Below are 21,388 nucleotides of genomic sequence, written 5' to 3'. Positions count from 1 at the left end.
TTCAGGAGACCGACTTCAGCCGCCGCTCGGGGTCGCGCTCCACGCGCTGGGCGATCTCCTTCGTCCAGGCCGAGACGGCGGGCACGCGCTTGCGGTCGATGCGGTGGGCGTATTTGCGCGCGACATCCACGATCTCCTCCATCAGCCCCTGAGAAAGCGTGATCGGCTCGAGCCCGAGCGCAAGGAACTTCTCGTTTTCCACCACGAGCTCGTTCTCGTCGGCCTCCTTGCGCGGGTTGGGAAGATAAGCGATTTCGGCACCGGTCATGTCCGCCACCATGTGCGCCAGATCGCGCACCCGGTGCGTCTCGGTCATCTGGTTGAAGATCTTGACGCGCTCGCCGCGCGCGGGCGGGTCGGAAAGCGCAAGCTCGATGCAGCGCACGCTGTCCTGGATGTGGATGAAGGCCCGCGTCTGCCCGCCGGTACCGTGCACGGTGAGCGGATAACCGATCGCCGCCTGAATGAGGAAACGGTTGAGCACCGTGCCGTAATCCCCGTCGTAGTCGAAGCGGTTGATCAGCTGGACGTGAAGGCGCGTCTCGGCCGTGTGCGTGCCCCAGACGATTCCCTGATGCAGGTCGGTGATCCTCAGCCCGTCGTTCTGCGCGTAGAACTGAAAGAGGATCTGATCGAGGCTCTTGGTCATGTGATAGACCGAGCCGGGGCGCGTGGGATAGAGAATCTCCTGCCGCGCGGGCCCGCCCTCGAGCGTGTCGATCTGCACCTCCAGATAGCCCTCGGGAATGGCGGCACCCACCGTGCCGTAGCCATAGACCCCCATGGTGCCCAGATGCACGAGATGGGCGTCGATCTCCGTCTCCACCATCGCCGCCAAGAGGTTGTGGGTGGCGTTCACATTGTTGTTGACGGTGTAGACCTTGTGGCGGTCGGACTTCATCGAATAGGGCGCGGCGCGCTGCTCGGCGAAGTGGATGATCGCGTCGGGGCGGTATTCGGCCAGCCATGCCTTGAGCCGCTCGTATTCCTTCGCCAGATCGAGAAGGTGGAAGTGGATCCGCCGCCCCGTCACCTCGTGCCAGATGCGGCAGCGCTCCTGGATCGAGTCCATGGGCGTGAGCGACTGCACGCCAAGCTCGGTGTCGATCCAGCGGCGCGAGAGATTGTCGAGGATGTGCACCTCATGCCCCCGGTTCGACAGATGCAGCGTGGTCGGCCAGCCCACGAAGCCGTCGCCGCCCATGATCGCGATGCGCATGATTCTCTCCTTCTCTCCGGGCGCGCCGAGTCCAAGACGTGCCAATGGCATAGCCCGCTTGGTCCGTCGTGTCGAATGAAACAATTGCAACCCACGCGAGCATGAACCCGGCCCGGTTCCGGCCCGGTCGCGGCCCGGCCCCGTCCTGCGCGCGGCCGAGGCGCAAAACATTGCCGATCGGCGCTCTGCATTGGCGCCTGACTTGATTTTGCGCTAGCTTTGCGCCGGAAGGCCGCGCAAGACGGCTTCGGCGCGGGAACGCCGCGCCAGTGATGGCACCGGGGCAAGAGCAGAACTCATGGAAACCGAAACCCTCGTTCTGGCGGAACAGCTGGACTTCTCCTTTCTCGCGCTCTTCTGGCGCGCGACGCTGACCGTGAAGCTGGTGATGATCCTGCTGATCCTGGCGTCGGTCTGGGCATGGGCAATCATCATCCAGAAATTCCTCGACTTTCGCCGTGTCCGGCGGCAGGACGCGAGCTTCGAGGAAGCGTTCTGGTCCGGAGAGCCGCTCGACGAGCTGTTCGAGACGCTGGGCCCCGAGCCCGAAGGCCCGTCCGAGCGGATATTCGCCGCCGGCATGCTCGAGTGGCGCCGCAGCCACAGGCGCGACGGCGGGCTGATTCCCGGCGTGCAGCAGCGGATCGACCGCGCGATGAACGTGGCGATCACGCGGGAGACCGAGGCTCTGGGCCGCGGCCTTCCCTACCTCGCCACCGTCGGCTCCACGGCCCCCTTCGTGGGCCTGTTCGGCACCGTCTGGGGCATCATGCATGCCTTCGTGGAGATCGCCCGGAGCCAGAATACCAACCTTGCGGTGGTGGCTCCCGGCATCGCCGAGGCACTGCTGGCCACCGGGCTTGGGCTTCTGGCGGCCATTCCGGCGGTGATCTTCTACAACAAGCTGTCCGCGGACAGCGACGAGATCACCGCGGGATGGGAGGCCTTCGCCGACGAATTCTCCACCATTCTATCGCGCCAGCTGGACGGCTGAGATGGGGATGCAGACGAGCCAGGAGCCCCGCGCGCGCCGCCGCCGCGGCGCGGCCCGCGCGCGGGCGCGGGTCATGGCCGAAATCAACGTCACGCCCTTCGTTGACGTCATGCTGGTGCTGCTGATCATCTTCATGGTGGCCGCGCCGCTGCTGACCGTGGGCGTGCCGGTGGAGCTGCCGGAGACCGCCGCCGAGGCGCTGCCGGTGGACACCGAGGAGCCGCTTGCCATTACCCTGACGGCCGATGGGCGAATCCTGATCCAGACCACCGAGACGCCCGAGGACGAACTCGTCTCCCGCCTGCGGGCGATCGCCGGCGAGCGTCGCTCGGACCGCATCTATCTCAGGGCCGATGGCGCCATCCCCTACGCGCGCGTTGCACAGGTGATGGGCGCGCTCAATGCCGCAGGCTTCCGCAACATCGGGCTCGTGACCGACACCGGCGGCCCGCGGCTTGACGGCGGCCCGGTCGGCAACGGCGGATAGCGGAGCGGCCCCTTGCGCACCGGGCTCAAGATCTCGCTCATCGGCCATGCGGGGCTGCTTCTGGCCATCCTCTTCGGCGAGTGGCCGGCCACGCGCACCACGCCTCCGCCGGATACGGTGGATGTCGCCCTGATCAGTCAGGAGGAGTTCGCCGCGCTGACGGCCCGCCCCGAGCCCGAAGCGCTGGCCGAGCTTGCCGCGCTCGCCCCGCCGCCGACCGGGTCGCCGCCCGAAACCGCCACCGCGTCCGAGGCGGCACCGCCCGCCCCGCCGCGCCCTGTGGCGACGGTCGCGCCCCAGCCGCCCGAAACGGCGCCCGACAGCGCGCCCGTGGCGCCCGCTGCTCCCGCCCCGCAGGCCGAAGTGGAGGCTGCGGCACCCGAACCCCCGGTTCCGCCTTCCTCCGCCCCCGAAGCCGGTGCGCCGGATGCTCCTGCGCGCGCCGATCCGGCTCCCCGCCCCGCGCCGCGCGTCGCGCCGGTGCCCGCACCGCCGCCACCGAGCCCGGCGAACGCCCCGGACAGCGCCCCCGCCGTGGTGACGGCGCCCGCGCCCGAGGCGCCACCCGCGCCGGCACCCGCCCCCGCCAATCGGGAAGAAGCCGCCCCGGAAATCGTGACCGAAGCGGAGTTGCCGGCACGCGGGGCGCCAAGCACCAGTCTGCGCCCACCAGCGCGCCCTTCCGCCTCGGCGGCGAGCAGGCCGCAGGCACCGGCGCAGAACTCCCGCGCCGAAGCCGTGCCCGTGCCACAGCCCGCGCCAGAACCCGAGCCAGAACCCGAGCCTGAGCCCGCGCCGCGCGCCGAAGATCCTCTCGCAGCGGCCTTGGCCGAGGCGCTCGGCTCGGCGGCCGAGGCGCCGGCGGCGCCCGCACCCCTCGGCCCGCCGCTGACCCAGGGCGAACGCGAAGCGCTGCGCGTGGCCGTCTCGCGCTGCTGGAACGTTGGCTCGCTCAGCTCCGAGGCGCTCGCGACAACGGTGGTGGTTGCCGTCGGGATGCGCCCCGACGGCACGCCCGACGCCGCGACCATCCGCCTCGTCTCCTCCGAAGGGGGCGCCGGGCCGGCGGTGCGTCAGGCCTTCGAGGCCGCGCGTCGGGCGATCATCCGCTGCGGGGCGCAGGGATTCCCACTGCCGGCGGAGAAATATGACCGCTGGCGCGAGATCGAAATGACCTTTAACCCTGAAGCGATGAGGATCCGATGAACGCCACCGCCGCCATGGGTGCCATGAAGCTCGCCTTTCTCCTCGTGCGCAGCGCGCCGCTTGCGCTGAGCCTGCTCGCCGCGGCCGTTCCGGCGGCGCTTGCCCAGGAAGCCCGCGGCCCGCTCCGGATCGAGATCACCGAAGGGGTGATCGAGCCCCTGCCCTTCGCAGCGCCCGTCTTCGTTTCCGAGACGCCGGGGGCGGAGACCTACGCGCGGGACATCACGCGCGTCGTGGTCGATGATCTCACCTCCACGGGGCTCTTCCGCCCTATCCCCGAGAGCGCCTTCATCTCCCGCATCACCAGTTTCGACAGCCCGGTGCAATACGCCGACTGGAAGGCGATCAACGCCCAGGCGCTCATCACCGGCTCGGTGGCCATCGCCGGTGACGGGCGGCTCGTCATCCGCTTCCGGCTTCACGATGTGTTTGCCGAGGCGCCGCTCGGAGAGGGCCTGCAATTCGTCGCCCCGCCCGCGATCTGGCGGCGCATCGCCCACAAGGTGGCCGATGCCGTCTATTCGCGCATCACCGGCGAGGCGCCCTATTTCGACAGCCGTGTCGTCTTCGTCGCCGAGTCGGGTCCGAAGGACGCGCGAATCAAGCGGCTCGCGGTGATGGATCAGGACGGCGCCAATCTCGAGTTTCTCACCGACGGCTCGGCCCTTGTCATCGCGCCGCGTTTCTCGCCCGATGGCAGCCGGGTGCTTTACACCTCCTATCAGACGGGCTTTCCGCAGATCTATCTGCTTGACCTGGCCACGGGCCAGCGCCGCGCGCTCTCCAACCAGCCGGGCACGATCACCTTCGCCCCCCGCTTCTCGCCCGACGGGCGCACGGTGGTCTATTCGATGTCCTCGGGCGGCAACACCGACATCTACGCCATGGACATCGCAACCGGCACCATCCGGCGGCTCACCGAAACGCCCTCCATCGAGACCGCCCCGAGCTTCTCGCCCGATGGCCGCAGTATCGTCTTCGAGTCCGACCGTTCGGGCACCCAGCAGATCTACATCATGCCGGCCGCGGGCGGCGAGGCGCGGCGGATCTCGTTCGGCAAGGGCCGTTACGGCACGCCGGTGTGGTCGCCGCGCGGCGACCTCATTGCTTTCACGAAGCAGAACGAGGGGCGCTTTCACATTGGCGTGATGCGCACCGATGGCTCGGAGGAGCGGCTGCTGACCGCCTCCTTCCTCGACGAGGGGCCGACATGGTCGCCCAACGGGCGGGTGATCATGTTCACCCGCCAGACACGCGGCGCGGCCGGCGCGCCGGCGCTCTACACGGTGGACATCACCGGGAGAAACCTGCGCCGCGTGCCCATCGACACCGCCGCCTCCGACCCCTCATGGGGACCGCTTCGGCCCTGATGAGCAGGTCGGGCACATTTCCAAGCGTGGTGTGAAATGTTAATGTCCGCGAAAGCAAACCGAGAACAACAACCCCAAGGCTGAGGCATGACCCCCATGAGCACCCTGACCCGCATTCTGGCGCTCGCCGCCTTCTCGCTTCTTGCCGCCTGCACATCGCCCGGCGGCTTCTCCGGTTACGGCGGCGCAGGCGGCGCCGGTGGCGCAGGCGCCACGGGCGGCATGCCGGCGCCGGGCACGGTCGCCTATTTCAACGAGATGGTCGGCGACAGGGTCCACTTCGCCGTCGACGAGTCCGCGCTCTCGGAGGAGGCGAAGAGCATCCTGATCGCCCAGGCGCGCTGGCTCAATGACAACCCCGAGTTCAACGCCATCATCGAAGGCCACGCCGACGAGCAGGGCACGCGCGAATACAACCTCGCCCTCGGCGACCGCCGCGCCAATGCCGTGCGCGACTTTCTCATCGCCCAGGGCGTGGCGCCGCACCGGCTGAGGACGGTCTCCTACGGCAAGGAACGGCCCATCGCCATCTGCTCGGAGGAGGCCTGCTATGCGCAGAACCGCCGGGCGGTGACGGTGCTGATCGCGCCGGGCGCAACCAGCTGAGGCAGGAGCAATGCGCCAGGGAGCTCTTGCCGCGGGGCTGGCGCTGGCGCTGCTCGGCGCCGCGCCCGCACACCTGACCGCCCAGGAGACGCTTGCCGACCTGCGCCAGGAGCTGCAGGTGCTGAAGGTGGAACTGATGCGCCTCAACCGCGAGCTTGTCACCACCGGCGGCCCATCTGCCGGACTTGCGGGCAGCTCGTTGCCCGAGCGCGTGGCGCTGATCGAGCGCGAGCTCAGGCGCCTCACCGCCAAGACCGAGGAGCTTCAGCACCGCATCGAACGCATCGTGGCCGACGGAACCAACCGCATCGGAGACATCGAGTTCCGCCTCTGCGAACTCGACCCGAAATGCGATATTTCCACCCTGGGCCAGACTCGCCCGCTCGGAGGAGCGCAGATTGCCCCGGCCCCGGTGAGCCCACCGGCCGCGCCGCCGCCTTCGGGCGCGAGCGAGCTTGCCGTCGGCGAGCGGGCCGATTTCGACCGTGCACTCGCCGCCCATGAGGCAGGGGAACATGCCCGGGCCGCCGAGCTTTTCGCCGCCTTCCTCGAGACCTACCCCGGCAGCCCGCTGGCCACCGAGGCGCTGCTGTGGCGCGGCCAGGCCCTCGAGGCCGAGGGACGCAGCGCCGAAGCCGCGCGCGCCTATCTCGAGGCTTTCTCGTCGGCGCCCGAAGGGCCGGAAGCCGACGAGGCGCTTTACCGTCTCGGCCTGATGCTCGACGAGCTCGGTCAGCGCGAAGAGGCCTGCGTGACGCTCGGGGAGGTGGTGCGGCGCTTCCCCGACACCGAAGCCGCGGGCGAGGCGGAGGCCGCACGCGCGCGCATGGCCTGCCAGTGACGCTTGCCGGACGCTTCGGCAAGGCATTGGAGGCCCTTCTGCCGGCGCCCGATCTGCCGCGCCTCGGGCTTGCCGTCTCCGGCGGTGGGGACAGCATGGCGCTCATGCACCTCGCAGCGCGGTGGGCCCGGGCGCGCAGGCGACCGGACCTCTTCGTCGTGACCGTCGATCACGGGCTTCGGCCCGAGTCCGCCGCCGAGGCGGCTCAGGTGGCGCGCGCGGCGGCGGCACTTGGGCTTTCGCATGACACCCTGCGCTGGGAGGGCTGGGAAGGCCGCGGAAACCTGCAGGATGCCGCGCGTCGGGCGCGGCGGCGGCTCATCCGCGAATGGGCCGAGGCGCGGGGCATCGAGGCCGTCGCCACCGGCCACACGCTCGATGACCAGGCCGAAACGGTGCTCCTGCGCCTTGCGCGCGGCTCGGGGGTGGACGGGCTCGCGGCGATGGCCCCGGTCAGGCGCGAGGCAAGGCTGAGCTGGCTACGGCCACTTCTGGACCTTCGTCGCGAGGAGCTGCGCGACTGGCTCAGAGCGCGCAATCTCGGCTGGATTGAAGACCCCTCGAACGAGGACATGCGTTTTGACCGCGTGCGGGCGCGGCGGATGCTCTCGCCACTCGCCGAGCTGGGGCTCACTCCCGAGCGGCTGGCGGCCACCGCGCGCCACATGCAGGCCGCGCGCGAGGTGCTGCAGCAGGCGGCGGCGGCGCTCGCCCAAGAGGCGGTGCGCGAGGCGGCGGGCGCGCTCTTCCTCGACATCGCGCGTTTTCGCGCCGCCCCCGAAGAGACGCGCCACCGGCTGCTTGCGGCTGCCCTCGGCTGGGTCTCGGGCGCCGAATACCGCCCCCGCCATGAGCCGCTCGCGCGGCTGGCGGAGAGCCTTGAAGGCACGCTGCACGGCGCAAGGGTGGTCCGGCGGCGCGGCGAGGCGATCGTGCTGCGCGAAGCGGCGGCGGTCGCATCATGCCGGATCCCGCCACCCGGGCCCTGGGACGGGCGCTGGTGGCTCGAGGGGCCGGCCGAGGAGGGCCTCGTCATCGCCGCGCTGGGTGAACGGGGGCTTGCGGCGGTCGAGGACTGGCGCGCCACCGGCCTGCCCCGCGAGGTGCTCGAGGTCACCCCGGCGGTGTGGCGCAACGGTACGCTCGTTGCGGCACCCTTGGCGGGGCTCTCGGCGGGATGGCGCGCATCGCTCATCGATGGGCGCGACAGTTTCGTATCCGACGCGTTCAGCCGTTGAAGATGCGGGCTGCGGGTTTATGTTAGGGCCACGCTGCCCGCGGCGCGCCAGAGGCGCCACGGGTGCATCGCGATGGAAGGAGGCCTCCTTGGGCAACGCACGCAACATCGCCTTCTGGGTCGTTCTGTTTCTTCTGATCCTAGCGCTCTTCAACCTCTTCTCCGGCGGCCAGTCGACGCTGTCCACCCGCTCGGTGAGCTATTCGGATTTCATCGCCCGCGTGGAAAGCGGCGATGTCTCCTCGGTCACGCTTGACGGCGAGCGGGTCTTGTTCCGCGGCAAGGACGGGCAGGACTACATCACCATCATGCCCTCGAACACCGACATCACCGACCGGCTGATCGACCGGGGCGTGACGGTGCGCGCCGAGCCGCAGGAGCAGTCGGGCTTCACCACCGTGCTGATGACCTTCCTGCCCTTCCTGATTCTCATCGGGGTGTGGATCTATTTCATGAACCGCATGCAGGGCGGCGGGCGCGGCGGCGCGATGGGCTTCGGCAAGAGCCGCGCCAAGCTTCTGACCGAGAAGCACGGGCGGGTGACATTTGACGATGTTGCCGGCATCGACGAGGCCAAGGAGGAGCTTGAAGAGATCGTCGAGTTCCTGCGCAACCCGCAGAAATTCTCGCGCTTGGGCGGCAAGATCCCCAAGGGCGCGCTTCTGGTCGGCCCGCCGGGCACCGGCAAGACGCTTCTGGCCCGTGCCATCGCTGGCGAGGCGGGGGTGCCCTTCTTCACCATCTCCGGCTCCGACTTCGTCGAGATGTTCGTGGGCGTCGGCGCGAGCCGCGTGCGTGACATGTTCGAGCAGGCCAAGAAGAATGCGCCCTGCATCGTCTTCATCGACGAGATCGACGCGGTCGGCCGGTCGCGCGGCGTGGGCTACGGCGGCGGCAACGACGAGCGCGAGCAGACGCTGAACCAGCTTCTCGTCGAGATGGACGGCTTCGAGGCGAACGAGGGCATCATCATCATCGCCGCCACCAACCGGCCGGACGTGCTCGACCCCGCGCTTCTGCGCCCCGGACGCTTCGACCGGCAGGTTCAGGTGCCGAACCCCGACATCAAGGGCCGCGAGAAGATCCTCGCCGTCCACGCCCGCAAGGTGCCGCTGGGGCCGGACGTGGACCTGCGCATCATCGCGCGCGGCACGCCGGGCTTCTCGGGCGCCGATCTGGCCAACCTCGTCAACGAGGCCGCACTGATGGCCGCGCGCGTGGGCCGGCGTTTCGTGACCATGGAGGATTTCGAGAACGCCAAGGACAAGGTGATGATGGGTGCCGAGCGGCGTTCGATGGTCATGACCGAGGACGAGAAGAAGCTCACCGCCTATCACGAGGCCGGTCACGCCATCGTCGGGCTCAACGTTCCCCAGCATGACCCGATCCACAAGGCCACGATCATTCCCCGCGGGCGGGCGCTGGGGCTTGTCCTCAGCCTGCCCGAGCGCGACCAGCTTTCGGTGACCTACACCAAGTACAAGTCCAAGATCGCCATGGCGATGGGCGGGCGTGTGGCCGAGGAGCTGATCTTCGGCAAGGAGAACGTCACCTCGGGTGCGGCCTCCGACATCCAGCAGGTCACGCGCATCGCGCGCGCCATGGTCACCCAGTTCGGCTTCTCCGAGGAGCTCGGCATGGTGGACTACGCCAACGAGCAGGAGAGCTACCTTGGCACCTACAACACGCCGGCCCATGTCTCGCCCGAGACGCAGGAGAAGATCGACGCCGAGGTGAAGCGGATCGTGGACGAGGGCTATCAGACCGCCAAGCGCATCCTCACCGAGAAGATCGACGATCTGCACAGGCTGGCGCAGGGGCTTCTGGAGTACGAGACGCTCACCGGCGACGAAATCGTCAAGGTCATCAACGGCGAGCCGCTCAACCGGGGCGACGATGACGATGGCGCGCGGCCGGACAAGGGCAGCGCCCCGAGCCTCGTCGCGGTGCCGAAGACGCGGCCGCGCCGTCGCCCGCGCGACGAGGGCGGGATGGAGCCCGAACCCTCCACCTGAAATCTTCCGGATCGGAACCGGCTTTGCGGCCCCGCCCGGCAAGGGCGGGGCCTTTGCGCATGCAGCGGGGCCTGTGGCGCGGTTCGACACCGCGCCGCTTTCCCTGACCGTTTGCATCGCGGGCTCTGCTCCTCGATTGTAAACGCCACCGAGGACGAGATCAGGCGGAATTCGGTCGCGAAGGCGCTCTTGGACTCGGACCGGCGCCAGTATACGAGGGTCGGAAACAAGGGAGCCACACCGGGGCATTCGTCCCCTGGACCAGAAGCGAGGGGCAACATGACTCACCTGTCGGACATCGAGATCGCGCGCGCGGCGAAAAAGCTTCCCATTCAGGAGATTGGTGCAAAGCTCGGCATCCCTGCCGAGGCGCTGCTGCCCTACGGCCACGACAAGGCGAAGGTGCAGCAGAGCTTCATCAAGGGCCTGGCCGACCGGCCTGACGGCAAGCTCATTCTCGTCACCGCCATCAACCCCACGCCGGCGGGCGAGGGCAAGACCACGACGACGGTGGGCCTCGGAGACGGGCTCAGGCGCATCGGCAAGAATGCGGCGGTATGCATCCGGGAAGCCTCGCTCGGGCCCTGCTTCGGCATGAAGGGGGGCGCGGCCGGCGGCGGGCGCGCGCAGGTGGTGCCGATGGAGGACATGAACCTGCACTTCACCGGCGACTTCCACGCCATCACCGCTGCCCACAACCTGCTTGCGGCGATGATCGACAATCACATCTACTGGGGCAACGAGCTTGGCATCGACGAGCGGCGGGTCAGCTGGCGGCGGGTCATGGACATGAACGACCGCGCCCTGCGCGACATCGTCGTGGGGCTTGGCGGGGTGTCGAACGGCTTTCCCCGCCAGACCGGCTTCGACATCACCGTGGCCTCGGAGGTGATGGCGATCCTGTGCCTTGCGCGCGACCTCGACGACCTGCAGGAGCGGCTTGGCAACATCATCGTCGCCTACCGCCGCGACCGCTCGCCGATCTATGCGCGCGATCTGAAGGCCGACGGCGCGATGACCGTGCTTCTCAAGGACGCGATGCAACCGAACCTCGTGCAGACGCTCGAGCACACCCCGGCCTTCGTGCATGGCGGCCCCTTCGCCAACATCGCCCACGGCTGCAACTCGGTGATCGCCACGACCACGGCGCTGAAGCTTGCCGACTACGTGGTCACGGAGGCCGGCTTCGGGGCCGATCTCGGGGCGGAGAAGTTCTTCGACATCAAGTGCCGCAAGGCGGGGCTCAGGCCCGACGCGGTGGTTCTTGTGGCCACGGTGCGGGCGCTGAAGATGAACGGCGGCGTCGCGCGCGAGGATCTCGGCAGCGAGAACGTCAAGGCAGTCGCGGCGGGCTGCGCCAACCTTGGCCGTCACATCGAGAACCTCAAGCAGTTCGGCGTGCCGGTGGTGGTGGCGATCAACCATTTCACCACCGACACCGAGGCCGAGATCGCCGAAGTGAAGGAGCATGCCCGCCGGCATGGCTCGGAAGCGTATCTCTGCCGGCACTGGGCGGAAGGGTCGGCGGGAATCGAGGAGCTTGCCACCCGCGTCGCCGAGATCGCCGATTCGGGGCGGGCGCAATTCGCCCCGCTCTATCCCGACGAGATGGGCCTTTTCGAGAAGATCGAGACCATTGCCAAGCGCATCTACCGGGCCGGCGAAGTCATCGCCGACAAGAAGATCCGCGACCAGCTGCGCGCCTGGGAGGCGGCGGGTTACGGCAACCTGCCGATCTGCATGGCCAAGACGCAGTATTCCTTCTCGACCGACCCGAACCTGCGCGGCGCGCCGACCGGACATACGGTGCCGATCCGCGAGGTGCGGCTTTCGGCGGGTGCGGGCTTCGTGGTGGTGATCTGCGGCGAGATCATGACCATGCCCGGCCTGCCGCGTCATCCGGCGGCAGAGGCGATCCACCTCAACGAGGCGGGCGAGATCGAAGGTCTGTTCTGAGCACGACAGACGCGGTGCGACCGGGGCATCGAGCCCCGGTCGCACCGGCCTCCGGCGGGGGTATTTGAGCCAGGGTGATGACGTTGGGCAGCTTTCAGTGCCCGAATCCGCAACGCTCGAAAGGAGGGCGCATGACCGCGAAAATCATTGACGGAAAGGCCTTTGCCGCGCAGCTGCGGGCACGCGTGGCCGAAGAGGTGGCGCAACTGAGAAGCGCGCATGGCGTGCAGCCCGGACTCGCCGTGGTGCTGGTGGGTGAGGATCCGGCAAGTCAGGTCTACGTTCGCTCCAAGGGCAAGGCCACCGTCGAGGTGGGGATGAAGTCGGTCGAACATCGCCTTCCGGCGGACACAAGTCAGGTGGCGCTTCTCGAGCTGATCGGCGAACTGAATGCCGATCCCTCGATTCACGGCATTCTGGTGCAACTGCCCCTGCCCGCCCATCTGGACGAGACGCTCGTCATCAACGCCATCGACCCGGACAAGGACGTGGACGGGTTTCACATCTTCAACGCCGGGCGGCTGGCGACGGGGCAAAAGGCGATGGTGCCCTGCACGCCACTTGGGTGCCTGATGCTCCTGCGCGAAGAGCTGGGCACGCTTGCCGGACTCGAGGCGGTGGTGATCGGGCGCTCCAACATCGTGGGCAAGCCGATGGCGCAGCTGCTGCTGCGCGACAGCTGCACCGTCACCGTGGCTCATTCGCGCACGCGCGACCTTCCCTCCGTGGTGCGGCGGGGAGACATCGTGGTGGCTGCCGTGGGACGGCCGCAGATGGTCAAGGGCGACTGGCTCAAGCCGGGCGCAACCGTCATCGACGTCGGCATCAACCGCGTCGACCGGCCCGACGCGGGCACGCGGTTGGTGGGCGATGTCGAATTCGACAGCGCGGTCAAGGTTGCCCGCGCCATCACGCCGGTGCCGGGCGGCGTGGGGCCGATGACCATCGCCTGCCTTCTCGCAAACACGTTGACCGCTTGCTGCCGCATCCACGGATTGCCCGAACCCGAGGGGCTTACCGCCTGACGCGGCGCGCTCAGACGCGTGGACCAGGGGCAACGGCGCTGATCGCCGCGTCGAGGTGATCGGCCGGCAGAATCACCAGAAGCCCCGGGCCGGTGGGGGCGATCGTGACCTGCGAACGAACGGCCTCGTTCGAGGTTCCGATGCGCCCGAGCGGCGCGAGTTCGAGGTTCTCGAGCGGCCAGCGCAGACCGCTGGCAGTCACGCGCAGCGGAGCGAGCGGAAACAGCGAAACCCGCGCACCGGGAACGAGATCGAGCGCAATCGGCCCGGCGGCATGAAGGCAGATGTCGTGCGAGCCGATGACGATGCAGGGAGTCTCGCCGCGCCGCGCCAGCGTGCTGTAGACGGCCAGTTCGTGGTCGAGCCGTGCCCCGGTGAAGCCGACCGCGAGGACCAGCGGCGCGGCGATCGAGCGCAGCGCCTTATCGAAATCGGTGCTGTCCTGCTCGCCGAGATGATGCAGCCTCTCTTGGGGGATCTTCGCACGCGCCGCCGCCGAGAGGGAATCCATGTCGCCGATCACCGCCTGTGGCATGTGTCCCGCACGAAGCGCCGTCTCTGCTGCCCCGTCGGCAGCCACGAGAACCGGAGCGCGCGCGAGCGCCCGCTCCAGAGCCCCCTCGGGCAGCGCGCCGCCGCCCAGCAGCGTGACCGGCCTGTTGCTTTGCACAATCTTCCGGCTCATCGCCGCACTGTCCACCCAGCCGAAACTGAACACATTCTCACCCCGAAAAAATCAGCCGGATTTCTAAAGAATGTTCGGAATTCCGGTCAGAGAGGTGATAATGTTTTGGTATCCCCGGAAGGGTAGGTTGAAGCAATGGTTGGTTCCAGCAAGATTCTGACGGTTTCGTACGGAACGTTCTCCTGCACGCTGGAGGGCTTCGACGACCCCTTCTCGACGATGAAGTCGATCGCGGAGTATTTCCGCGACCTCGCGCGCGAAGACCGCTATTTCGGCGCCGAGCCTCCCACCCCCGACGCTGAGATGCTGCATCGCATCGCCGAGAGGGAAATCCGACAGAGGGTGGAAACGCGGGTCGAGGGCAACGCCGTCGTCCTGCGCCCGGCCGCCGCGGCGGAAGGCAGCGCGCCTGCAGAGCCCCCCGCCGATGCCGTGGGGGAGGCTTCAGCTGCTGCCACGCCGGCACCCGAGGGGCTGCACGGCATGGCCGGAACAGCGGGACGGGCCCAAGGCACCGGCGCGGCGGGCGCGGGAGCGAATCCCCCGTCCGCCGCTCTCGCGGCTGAGCAAGCGAGCAGTGGCGAGAGCGTGCTCGAGAAGCTCGCGCGCATTCGCGCCGCAGTTGCCCGCGCCCAGAGCGCGCCTCCCGCTCTCGGCACCTACGGCGAGGATGAGGGGGCGGCAGAGCTGTTCTCGGAGCCACCGCTTGCGTCGCCCGTGGACGAAACGGTGGAGGATGCGCCGTCCGCGCACCCGCAGAGCACGGAAGACGAGATCCTCGAACTCGCCCGCCTGTATGGCGCCGGGGAGGATGAGGTCACCGACGAACCGCCCGCGGAGCCGGCGGTGGAAGCCGCCGCGGGCGACGAGGCGTTGGAAATGCCGTCGCGGCGTGAAGAGGCGGAGGATCACGCGGCTGGCGGGTCGGCAGCGTCCGTCGAGGTCGAAAGCGCCGAAGCGGAAACGGCGGCAGACGAGCCAGACGAGACGGCCGACGAAGCCGGCCCCGATGCCAGACCTGAAGCGGACGGCGCCACGGCGACAGACACGGCCGAAACCGTGGCCGAGGCTGTCGACCTCGCCAGCGGGGCGGCACGTCCGCGTTCGGCGGATGCTGACGGGGAGAACGCTGACGGGGAGAATCCAGCCGAGGTCTCGGTCGCGGAGGACGGCGCCGAGACGGCCGCGGCAGGTGCGCCGCTGGCGGAATCAGACGAGCAGGAAAGCGGCGGGAGGGCGCAGGGGCCTCGCACGGAACCCGTCACGGAGTCGCCAACCTCGCTCGAAGGGGAGCGCCAGGAGACCGGCGAGACCGGCGAAATCGTTCCGCCCGGGCCAGAAGCCAGTGCCGAGGCCACCATTCAGGCGGCTGAGCCCGCCCCCGTGGACGCCGAGCCGAAAGCGCCCGAGACCGCGGGAGGCGAGGCGGTCTCCGAGGAATCCGAGGAGCTTGCTGCTGAAGTCGAGCGCATTCTTCGAGCCCAGCGCGCGGGCCCCGGCGATCCGGGCAGCCCCGCTGCCGAATCGCAGGACGGGACGCATGAGTCGCGGGAGGCGGTGCCCTCCGGTGAAGCTTCCCGCGAGGAAGATGGCATCGACTCGGCGCAGCACGCCGGCGGTGACGCGCACGTTCAGCCTCTCACCGGCGATGACGCCAAGGAGGGTGACACCACGGCCGCCGGCGGCGAGCGCGAGCCGGGCGGCATCCCTGCGCGCGAATCCGAAAAAGGCGCCGTATCTCTGCCGGCCGGTGAGGATCAGACCGGGCACGCGGAAAGGCCGCGCGCCAGCGACGGCCCGTTGCAACTGACGCCCGATCTGGCGGTTCCGGTCTCCCGGCCTCGTGTGCGGGTCGTCAAGATGTCGCGGGCGGCGTTCGAGGCGCGCTTCGTTGCCGAAGACGAAAGCGAGGCCGAGGACGGGGCGGTCGAGGCCACCATAGCTGCCGCCGACGATGAGACCCGCGAAATCGAGGCGCGCGTGAAGGCCGATCTCGGCAACACCGGCCTTGCACCCGAAGATGAGCGCGAGCTGATCGCCGAGCTTGTCGCCGCCGAACGCGAGGCGCGGCGCGCCGCCGCGCCCGACGAGGCCGCGGCCCCGCAGGAGGGCGAGGCGGCCGCGACGGGCTCGACGCAGGAAAGCGAGGCAAGCGCCGCGACAGAGGAGTCCGCCGCACCCGACGCACCCGGCACCGACACGGGCACGCCCACCGCCCACGGCGCCGCAGAGGCAAGCGAAGAAGGCGAAAGGACCCGTTCCGATGCCCAGGGCAAGGCAAAGCCCGAGGCGGAGCTTGCCGCACAGCCGCAAGAGGAGCAAGCCGACACGGAGGCGCCGGCCAGCCCAGGTGAGGCATCCGGGCCAGAGGAGGAGGCGGTCGGTGTCGCGAGAGCCGAGTCGGCCGGGGAGCGGCGAGAGACCGGCCCCATGCCGCTTGCGGGCGCCATGGCCGAACCGCCGCGACTTGGCCGCAGGCTGCCCGGCGCCGAGCCGGCGGTGGAACGCCTGCTGGAGCAGACCCGCAGCAGGCTCGACAGCGCCGAAGCCAGCCGCCGACGCAGCGCGATCGCCCATCTGAAGGCGGCGGTGGCGGCGGTCCGCGCCGAGCGCGGGCTTGGCGGCGAAAGGATCGCGCAGGCGCGCGGCGCGGCGCTTGACCGTTTCCGGCAGGATCTGGCCCAAGTGGTGCGCGACGGGCCCGCCGAGGCGCGACCACAGCGCGATGATGAAGGCCGTCCCATGACCCAAAACGCGGCGGAGCCGTCCGTCGTCACCGCGCGCCGCCGCGACGAGCCGAAGGACGATGCTGCTCAAGGTGCGCGCCACCGCCCCGAAGGCCGACGCGCGCCACCCCTGATGCTCGTCTCCTCGCAGCGCGTTGACCGGCCAGCGCCCGGGCAGATGCCGAAAGTTGCGCCAAGGCGCGTGTCGAGCGAGTCGATACTCGGTCGCACAGCCGATCGCGATGAAGGCTTCGCCCGCTTCGTCGAGGGATACGGGCTTTCCGAGCTTGAAGACCTTCTGGAAGCCTCGGCAGCCTATTTTGCCTTTGTCGAGAGTGAGCCGTTCGTCACGCGGTCGGACATAATCCGCCGTGTCCGCAGCTATCTCGGCCATGACAGGGTCAGCCGCGAAGACGCACTGCGTGCCTTTGGCACGCTGCAGCGCGAGGGGCGCATCGTGAAACTGCGCAGGGGTGTCTTCGCCGTCGCCGAGGATACCCGCTTTCAGCCCGCGGCGAAAACCGCCGCCGGCTGAACCGCGCCGGCCCAGGGACATCAGACGGCTGCAATCTTACCTGCGACCTCGCCCGAAGTGCGGCGGGCGGGGTGACCGGCGGTCACTCCGGCCTTTTTCCCGCCGTCGTCCTCTCCCGCGCGCGGCGCTCAGCCTCCGGCTCCTCGCGGCCCACCCCGCGGAACACCGCACGGAAGGGCAGCGCCCAGAGGATGCCAAGCCCGACATAGATTGCCAGCTCGACGAGGAAAGGCGGGCGCTCGAACAGGTTCACGAGGCTGATCGCCACGACGATGTAGAGCGGCAGGCCGACCAGCAGGATGACCAGCGCCCAGCGCCGGCGCGCTTTCCACGACAGCGCCATCAGTCGGCGAAGGGGTCGGTGACGAGGATCGTATCCTCGCGCTCGGGGCTGGTGGAGAGAAGCGCCACCGGGCACTGGATCAGCTCCTCGATGCGGCGGACGTATTTCACCGCCGCCCCCGGCAGATCGGCCCAGCTGCGCGCACCCTCGGTGGAGGCCGACCAGCCTTCCATCGTCTCGTAGATGGGGCGCACCCGCGCCTGCTGCTCGGTGGCCGTGGGCAGATGGTCGATCACCTCGCCGTCAAGCTCGTAGCCCACGCAGATCTTCAGCTCCTCGAAGCCGTCGAGCACGTCGAGCTTGGTCAGCGCGATGCCGTTGACACCGGACGTCACGCAGGTCTGGCGCACCAGGACCGCATCGAACCAGCCGCAGCGCCGCTTGCGCCCGGTGGTGGTGCCGAACTCATGGCCGCGCGTTCCCAGCCGCTCGCCATCGGCATCATGCAGCTCGGTCGGAAACGGCCCCTCCCCCACCCGCGTGGTGTAGGCCTTGACGATGCCGAGCACGAAGTCGATCGCGCCGGGGCCGATGCCGGTGCCGGTCGCGGCCTGCCCGGCGATGACGTTGGAGGAAGTCACGAAGGGGTAGGTGCCGAAGTCGATGTCGAGGAGCGCCCCCTGCGCGCCCTCGAAGAGAATGCGTTTTCCGGCGCGGCGCTTTTCGTTGAGCACGCGCCAGACCGGCCCGGCGAAGGGCAGGATCTTCGGCGCCACCTCGTCGAGCCGGGCCAGAAGTGCCGCCCGGTCCACCGGCTCGAGCCCCAGCCCGCGGCGCAGCGCGTCATGGTGGACGAGGGCGCGATCCACCCGCGCCTCGAGCGTGGCGCGGTCGGCGAGATCGGCCACGCGCACCGAACGGCGGCCGACCTTGTCCTCATAGGCGGGGCCGATGCCCCGGCCGGTGGTGCCGATCCTGGCCACGCTTGTCGCCGCCTCGCGGGCGCGGTCTAGCTCGCCGTGAAAGGGCAGGATCAGCGGCGTGTTCTCGGCGATCATCAGCGTCTCGGGGCTGATCTCCACCCCCTGAGCGCGCAGCGTGGCGATCTCCTCCACCAGATGCCAGGGGTCGAGCACGACGCCATTGCCGATGACCGAGAGCTTGCCGGGCCTGACCACCCCCGATGGCAGCGCGTGCAGCTTGTAGACCTGCCCGTCGATCACGAGGGTGTGGCCAGCATTGTGCCCGCCCTGGAAGCGGGCGATGACGTCGGCCCGTTCGCTCAACCAGTCGACGATCTTGCCCTTGCCTTCGTCGCCCCATTGGGCGCCCACCACCACGACATTGGCCATTGCACACTCCCTTGGCACTTGTCAGCGCGCCTGATACTGCCAGCGGCGTCCGGACGAAACCGGAAAATGCGCCGCGCCGGTCCCGCCACGGGCTGGACAGAGCCGCGCTGCAGGGCAATCATCGCGCGAAGCGCCAATTCTCAACTTTGCGGGAAGACAATGGGCTTCTTTTTCCGATGGCTGTTTGCCTTCGTGCTGCTCGCGGCCACATTCAACCCGACGGACTGGAATTATGTCAGCTGGGCCCGAACAAACTGGGAAAGCGACCCGCCGCTGACCATCTTCACCGGGCTGCTTCTGGTCGTGGGCTACATCATCTATCTGCGCGCGACGCTGCGCTCCATCGGTTTCGTCGGCATGATGCTCGTTCTCGCGATTGTCGGTTCCGCCCTCTGGCTGGCCTATGACCGCGGCTGGCTCGATCCCACTGACACCACGGCAAACGTATGGATCGGGATCTTCGCGCTCAGCATCGTTCTTGGCACGGGGCTGAGCTGGTCGCTGATCCGCCGGCGCCTGTCGGGGCAGTTCGACGTGGACGACGTGGAGGAGTGAGCGCCGCCTTCGGGGTTGCGATGCGCCGGTCAAGTCTCTAGATACCGCCCAGTCCAACGCTCGGGTCGGCTCATGGAAAACGTCATCCTCGTCATCCACCTCATCCTCGCGCTGTGCCTGATCGGCGTGGTGCTCCTGCAGCGCTCCGAAGGCGGAGGCCTGGGCATCGGCGGCGGAGGCGGCGGCGTGATGACCGGCCGTTCGGCTGCCACGGCGCTGGCCAAGATGACATGGGGATTCGCGATCGCCTTCATCATCACCTCGATCGCGCTCACCATCATCGCCGCGCAGAAATCCGCCGACAGCTCGGTGATGGATCGTCTCGGCACCGCCGCAACCGATACCCCGGCGCAAACGGCGCCCGGCACGCCGGCCCTGCCCAACGTGGACGAGCTTCTGCCGCCGCCGGCGAGCGAAGAGGAACCCTTGATTCTTCCGCGCGCCGACTGAACCCGGCGCGACACAACAGCTTGCGGCCGCCCTTGGGTGGCCGCTCAGCATTTTGGGGTTCGGTTGCGCGGGATTGCCGAATGCCCTATCATGAAAATCCCGTGAGACTGGCAGAAATCGCCCGCCCCTCTGGCCGTGACGGCCGCAGCGGGGCGGATCAGCACGGGGGAACAGGCGGCCCATGGCCCGTTTCGTATTCATCACTGGTGGCGTGGTCTCGAGCCTCGGCAAGGGCCTTGCCTCGGCGGCACTCGGCGCGCTGCTGCAGGCGCGCGGTTACTCGGTTCGCTTGCGAAAGCTCGACCCCTATCTCAATGTCGATCCCGGCACCATGTCGCCCTTCGAGCATGGTGAGGTGTTCGTCACCGACGACGGCGCCGAGACCGATCTCGACCTTGGCCATTACGAGCGCTTCACCGGCGTGGCGGCGCGGGCGACGGATTCGGTCTCCTCGGGGCGGATCTACTCGAACGTTCTCGAGAAGGAACGGCGCGGCGATTACCTCGGCAAGACCATTCAGGTGATCCCCCACGTCACCAACGAGATCAAGGACTTCATCGCCATCGGCGAGGACGAGGTCGATTTCATGCTCTGCGAGATCGGCGGCACGGTGGGCGACATCGAGGGCCTGCCCTTCTTCGAGGCAATCCGCCAATTCGCGCAGGAGCGGCCGCGCGGTGAATGCATCTTCATGCATCTCACGCTCCTGCCCTACATCGCCGCCTCGGGTGAGCTGAAGACCAAACCCACCCAGCACTCGGTGAAGGAGCTGCGCTCGATCGGTCTGCAGCCCGACATTCTGGTCTGCCGCTCCGAGCGCCCGATTCCACAGAAGGAGCGCGACAAGCTGGCGCTGTTCTGCAATGTCCGGCCCGATGCGGTGATCGCGGCCTATGACCTGAAGTCCATATACGAAGCGCCCTTGGCCTATCACCGCGAGGGGCTCGATCAGGCGGTTCTCGATGCCTTCCAGATCAGCCCCGCGCCCAAGCCCGACCTCTCGCGCTGGCAGGATGTCTATGACCGCATCGTCAACGCCGAGGGCGAGGTGCGCGTGGCTGTGGTGGGCAAGTACACCCAGCTCGAGGATGCGTACAAGTCCATCGCCGAGGCGCTCACCCATGGCGGCATGGCCAACCGCGTGAAGGTGCGGGCCGAATGGATCGACGCGGAGATCTTCGAGCGCGAAGACCCCTCCCCCTATCTGCAGGATTTCCACGCGATTCTCGTGCCGGGCGGCTTCGGCGAGCGGGGAACGGAAGGAAAGATCCGCGCCGCGCAATATGCCCGCGAGCACAAGATCCCCTATCTCGGCATCTGCCTTGGCATGCAGATGGCGGTGATCGAGACGGCGCGGAACCTCGCCAAGCTGCCCGATGCGGGCTCGGAGGAATTCGACCACGAGGCCGGCGAACGGCGCTTCACGCCTGTCGTCTATCACCTGAAGGAATGGGTGCAGGGCAACCGCACGATCGAGCGCAAGGTGGATGACGCCAAGGGCGGCACCATGCGGCTCGGCGCCTACACGGCCGTGCTCGAGCCGGGCTCGCGCGCGGCGCAGATCTACGGCACCACCACCATCGAGGAACGCCACCGCCACCGCTACGAAGTCGACATCCGCTACCGCGAACAACTCGAGGCGGCGGGGCTTAAGTTTTCCGGCATGTCGCCCGACGGCAAGCTGCCCGAGATCGTCGAGCGCCCCGACCACCCCTGGTTCATCGGCGTGCAATTCCACCCCGAGCTGAAGTCGAAGCCCTTCGAGCCGCACCCGCTCTTCGCCGACTTCATCCGCGCGGCGAAGGAGGTGGAGCGGTTGGTGTGAGCGCGCGCCATGCCCCTGGAG

At 68.7% G+C, this 21,388-nt stretch carries 18 protein-coding genes; 14 read left to right on the top strand and 4 right to left on the bottom strand.

The genetic code is table 11. The features are described from left to right. Position 1: 1 nt before the first annotated feature. Entirely contained in the window at positions 2–1,219 is a 1,218-nt protein-coding gene (locus BLQ14_RS05615; protein ID WP_092499067.1) for an NAD-dependent epimerase/dehydratase family protein, read from the bottom strand. Positions 1,220–1,517: 298 nt separating this feature from the next. On the opposite strand from BLQ14_RS05615, the gene tolQ reads away from it, so the two are divergent. The 10 genes from tolQ to folD all read left to right on the top strand — a co-directional run bounded on the left by tolQ (position 1,518) and on the right by folD (position 12,956). Then, a complete protein-coding gene (gene tolQ, locus BLQ14_RS05610) occupies positions 1,518–2,213 on the top strand; it encodes a protein TolQ (protein WP_092499066.1) in 696 nt (231 codons plus the stop codon). Between the two features lie 7 nt (positions 2,214–2,220). Continuing rightward, positions 2,221–2,700, top strand: coding sequence for a protein TolR (gene tolR / locus BLQ14_RS05605; RefSeq protein WP_425412081.1), 480 nt, complete (start codon positions 2,221–2,223; stop codon positions 2,698–2,700). 12 nt (positions 2,701–2,712) lie between these two features. After that, positions 2,713–3,906, top strand: a complete 1,194-nt coding sequence (locus tag BLQ14_RS05600; RefSeq protein ID WP_092499064.1) for a hypothetical protein — start codon at positions 2,713–2,715, stop codon at positions 3,904–3,906. A 23-nt stretch (positions 3,907–3,929) separates the two neighbouring features. Beyond that, entirely contained in the window at positions 3,930–5,276 is a 1,347-nt protein-coding gene (tolB, locus tag BLQ14_RS05595; RefSeq protein ID WP_092499466.1) for a Tol-Pal system beta propeller repeat protein TolB, read from the top strand. A gap of 96 nt (positions 5,277–5,372) precedes the next feature. Continuing rightward, the gene (pal, locus tag BLQ14_RS05590; protein WP_092499063.1) at positions 5,373–5,882 is read left to right on the top strand and encodes a peptidoglycan-associated lipoprotein Pal; all 510 of its coding nucleotides are present in this window, start codon (positions 5,373–5,375) and stop codon (positions 5,880–5,882) included. Between the two features lie 10 nt (positions 5,883–5,892). Continuing rightward, complete coding sequence (ybgF, locus tag BLQ14_RS05585) at positions 5,893–6,723, top strand: tol-pal system protein YbgF (RefSeq protein WP_092499061.1); 831 nt, start codon at positions 5,893–5,895, stop codon at positions 6,721–6,723. Continuing rightward, positions 6,720–7,961, top strand: a complete 1,242-nt coding sequence (gene tilS, locus BLQ14_RS05580) for a tRNA lysidine(34) synthetase TilS (RefSeq protein ID WP_245656950.1) — start codon at positions 6,720–6,722, stop codon at positions 7,959–7,961. Before ybgF ends, tilS begins: the two co-directional genes overlap by 4 nt. A gap of 88 nt (positions 7,962–8,049) precedes the next feature. Further along, complete coding sequence (gene ftsH / locus BLQ14_RS05575) at positions 8,050–9,975, top strand: ATP-dependent zinc metalloprotease FtsH (RefSeq protein ID WP_092499056.1); 1,926 nt, start codon at positions 8,050–8,052, stop codon at positions 9,973–9,975. A gap of 279 nt (positions 9,976–10,254) precedes the next feature. Beyond that, entirely contained in the window at positions 10,255–11,931 is a 1,677-nt protein-coding gene (locus tag BLQ14_RS05570; RefSeq protein ID WP_092499053.1) for a formate--tetrahydrofolate ligase, read from the top strand. 131 nt (positions 11,932–12,062) lie between these two features. Then, entirely contained in the window at positions 12,063–12,956 is an 894-nt protein-coding gene (folD, locus tag BLQ14_RS05565; RefSeq protein WP_092499052.1) for a bifunctional methylenetetrahydrofolate dehydrogenase/methenyltetrahydrofolate cyclohydrolase FolD, read from the top strand. A 10-nt stretch (positions 12,957–12,966) separates the two neighbouring features. Here folD and BLQ14_RS05560 read toward each other — a convergent pair whose 3' ends face one another. Beyond that, positions 12,967–13,674 carry a thiamine diphosphokinase gene (locus tag BLQ14_RS05560; protein ID WP_342670229.1) on the bottom strand — a complete coding sequence of 236 codons (708 nt, stop codon included), beginning with the start codon at positions 13,672–13,674 and terminating at the stop codon, positions 12,967–12,969. A 102-nt stretch (positions 13,675–13,776) separates the two neighbouring features. On the opposite strand from BLQ14_RS05560, the gene BLQ14_RS05555 reads away from it, so the two are divergent. Further along, a complete protein-coding gene (locus BLQ14_RS05555; RefSeq protein WP_092499051.1) occupies positions 13,777–16,902 on the top strand; it encodes a hypothetical protein in 3,126 nt (1,041 codons plus the stop codon). Positions 16,903–16,984: 82 nt separating this feature from the next. Here the strand turns inward: BLQ14_RS05555 and BLQ14_RS05550 are convergent, their stop codons facing one another. Next, on the bottom strand, positions 16,985–17,245 hold the full coding sequence (locus tag BLQ14_RS05550) for a DUF2842 domain-containing protein (protein ID WP_092499050.1): 261 nt from the start codon (positions 17,243–17,245) through the stop codon (positions 16,985–16,987). Beyond that, on the bottom strand, positions 17,245–18,537 hold the full coding sequence (locus BLQ14_RS05545; RefSeq protein ID WP_092499049.1) for an adenylosuccinate synthase: 1,293 nt from the start codon (positions 18,535–18,537) through the stop codon (positions 17,245–17,247). The genes BLQ14_RS05550 and BLQ14_RS05545 overlap by 1 nt, the downstream gene beginning before the upstream one ends. Before the next feature lie 159 nt (positions 18,538–18,696). Between BLQ14_RS05545 and BLQ14_RS05540 the strand changes: the two genes are divergently transcribed. From BLQ14_RS05540 to BLQ14_RS05530, 3 genes are all read left to right on the top strand, one after another. After that, positions 18,697–19,092, top strand: coding sequence for a DUF6524 family protein (locus BLQ14_RS05540; RefSeq protein WP_092499047.1), 396 nt, complete (start codon positions 18,697–18,699; stop codon positions 19,090–19,092). 72 nt (positions 19,093–19,164) lie between these two features. Next, entirely contained in the window at positions 19,165–19,542 is a 378-nt protein-coding gene (gene secG, locus BLQ14_RS05535) for a preprotein translocase subunit SecG (protein ID WP_092499046.1), read from the top strand. A gap of 181 nt (positions 19,543–19,723) precedes the next feature. Further along, positions 19,724–21,367 carry a CTP synthase gene (locus BLQ14_RS05530; protein WP_092499045.1) on the top strand — a complete coding sequence of 548 codons (1,644 nt, stop codon included), beginning with the start codon at positions 19,724–19,726 and terminating at the stop codon, positions 21,365–21,367. Positions 21,368–21,388 lie beyond the last annotated feature (21 nt).

The sequence above is a fragment of the Meinhardsimonia xiamenensis genome (genome assembly GCF_900102905.1).
GTDB lineage: Bacteria > Pseudomonadota > Alphaproteobacteria > Rhodobacterales > Rhodobacteraceae > Meinhardsimonia > Meinhardsimonia xiamenensis.
Note: the sequence above shows the minus strand (reverse complement) of the source record. Positions and strands in the feature narration are given on the sequence as shown.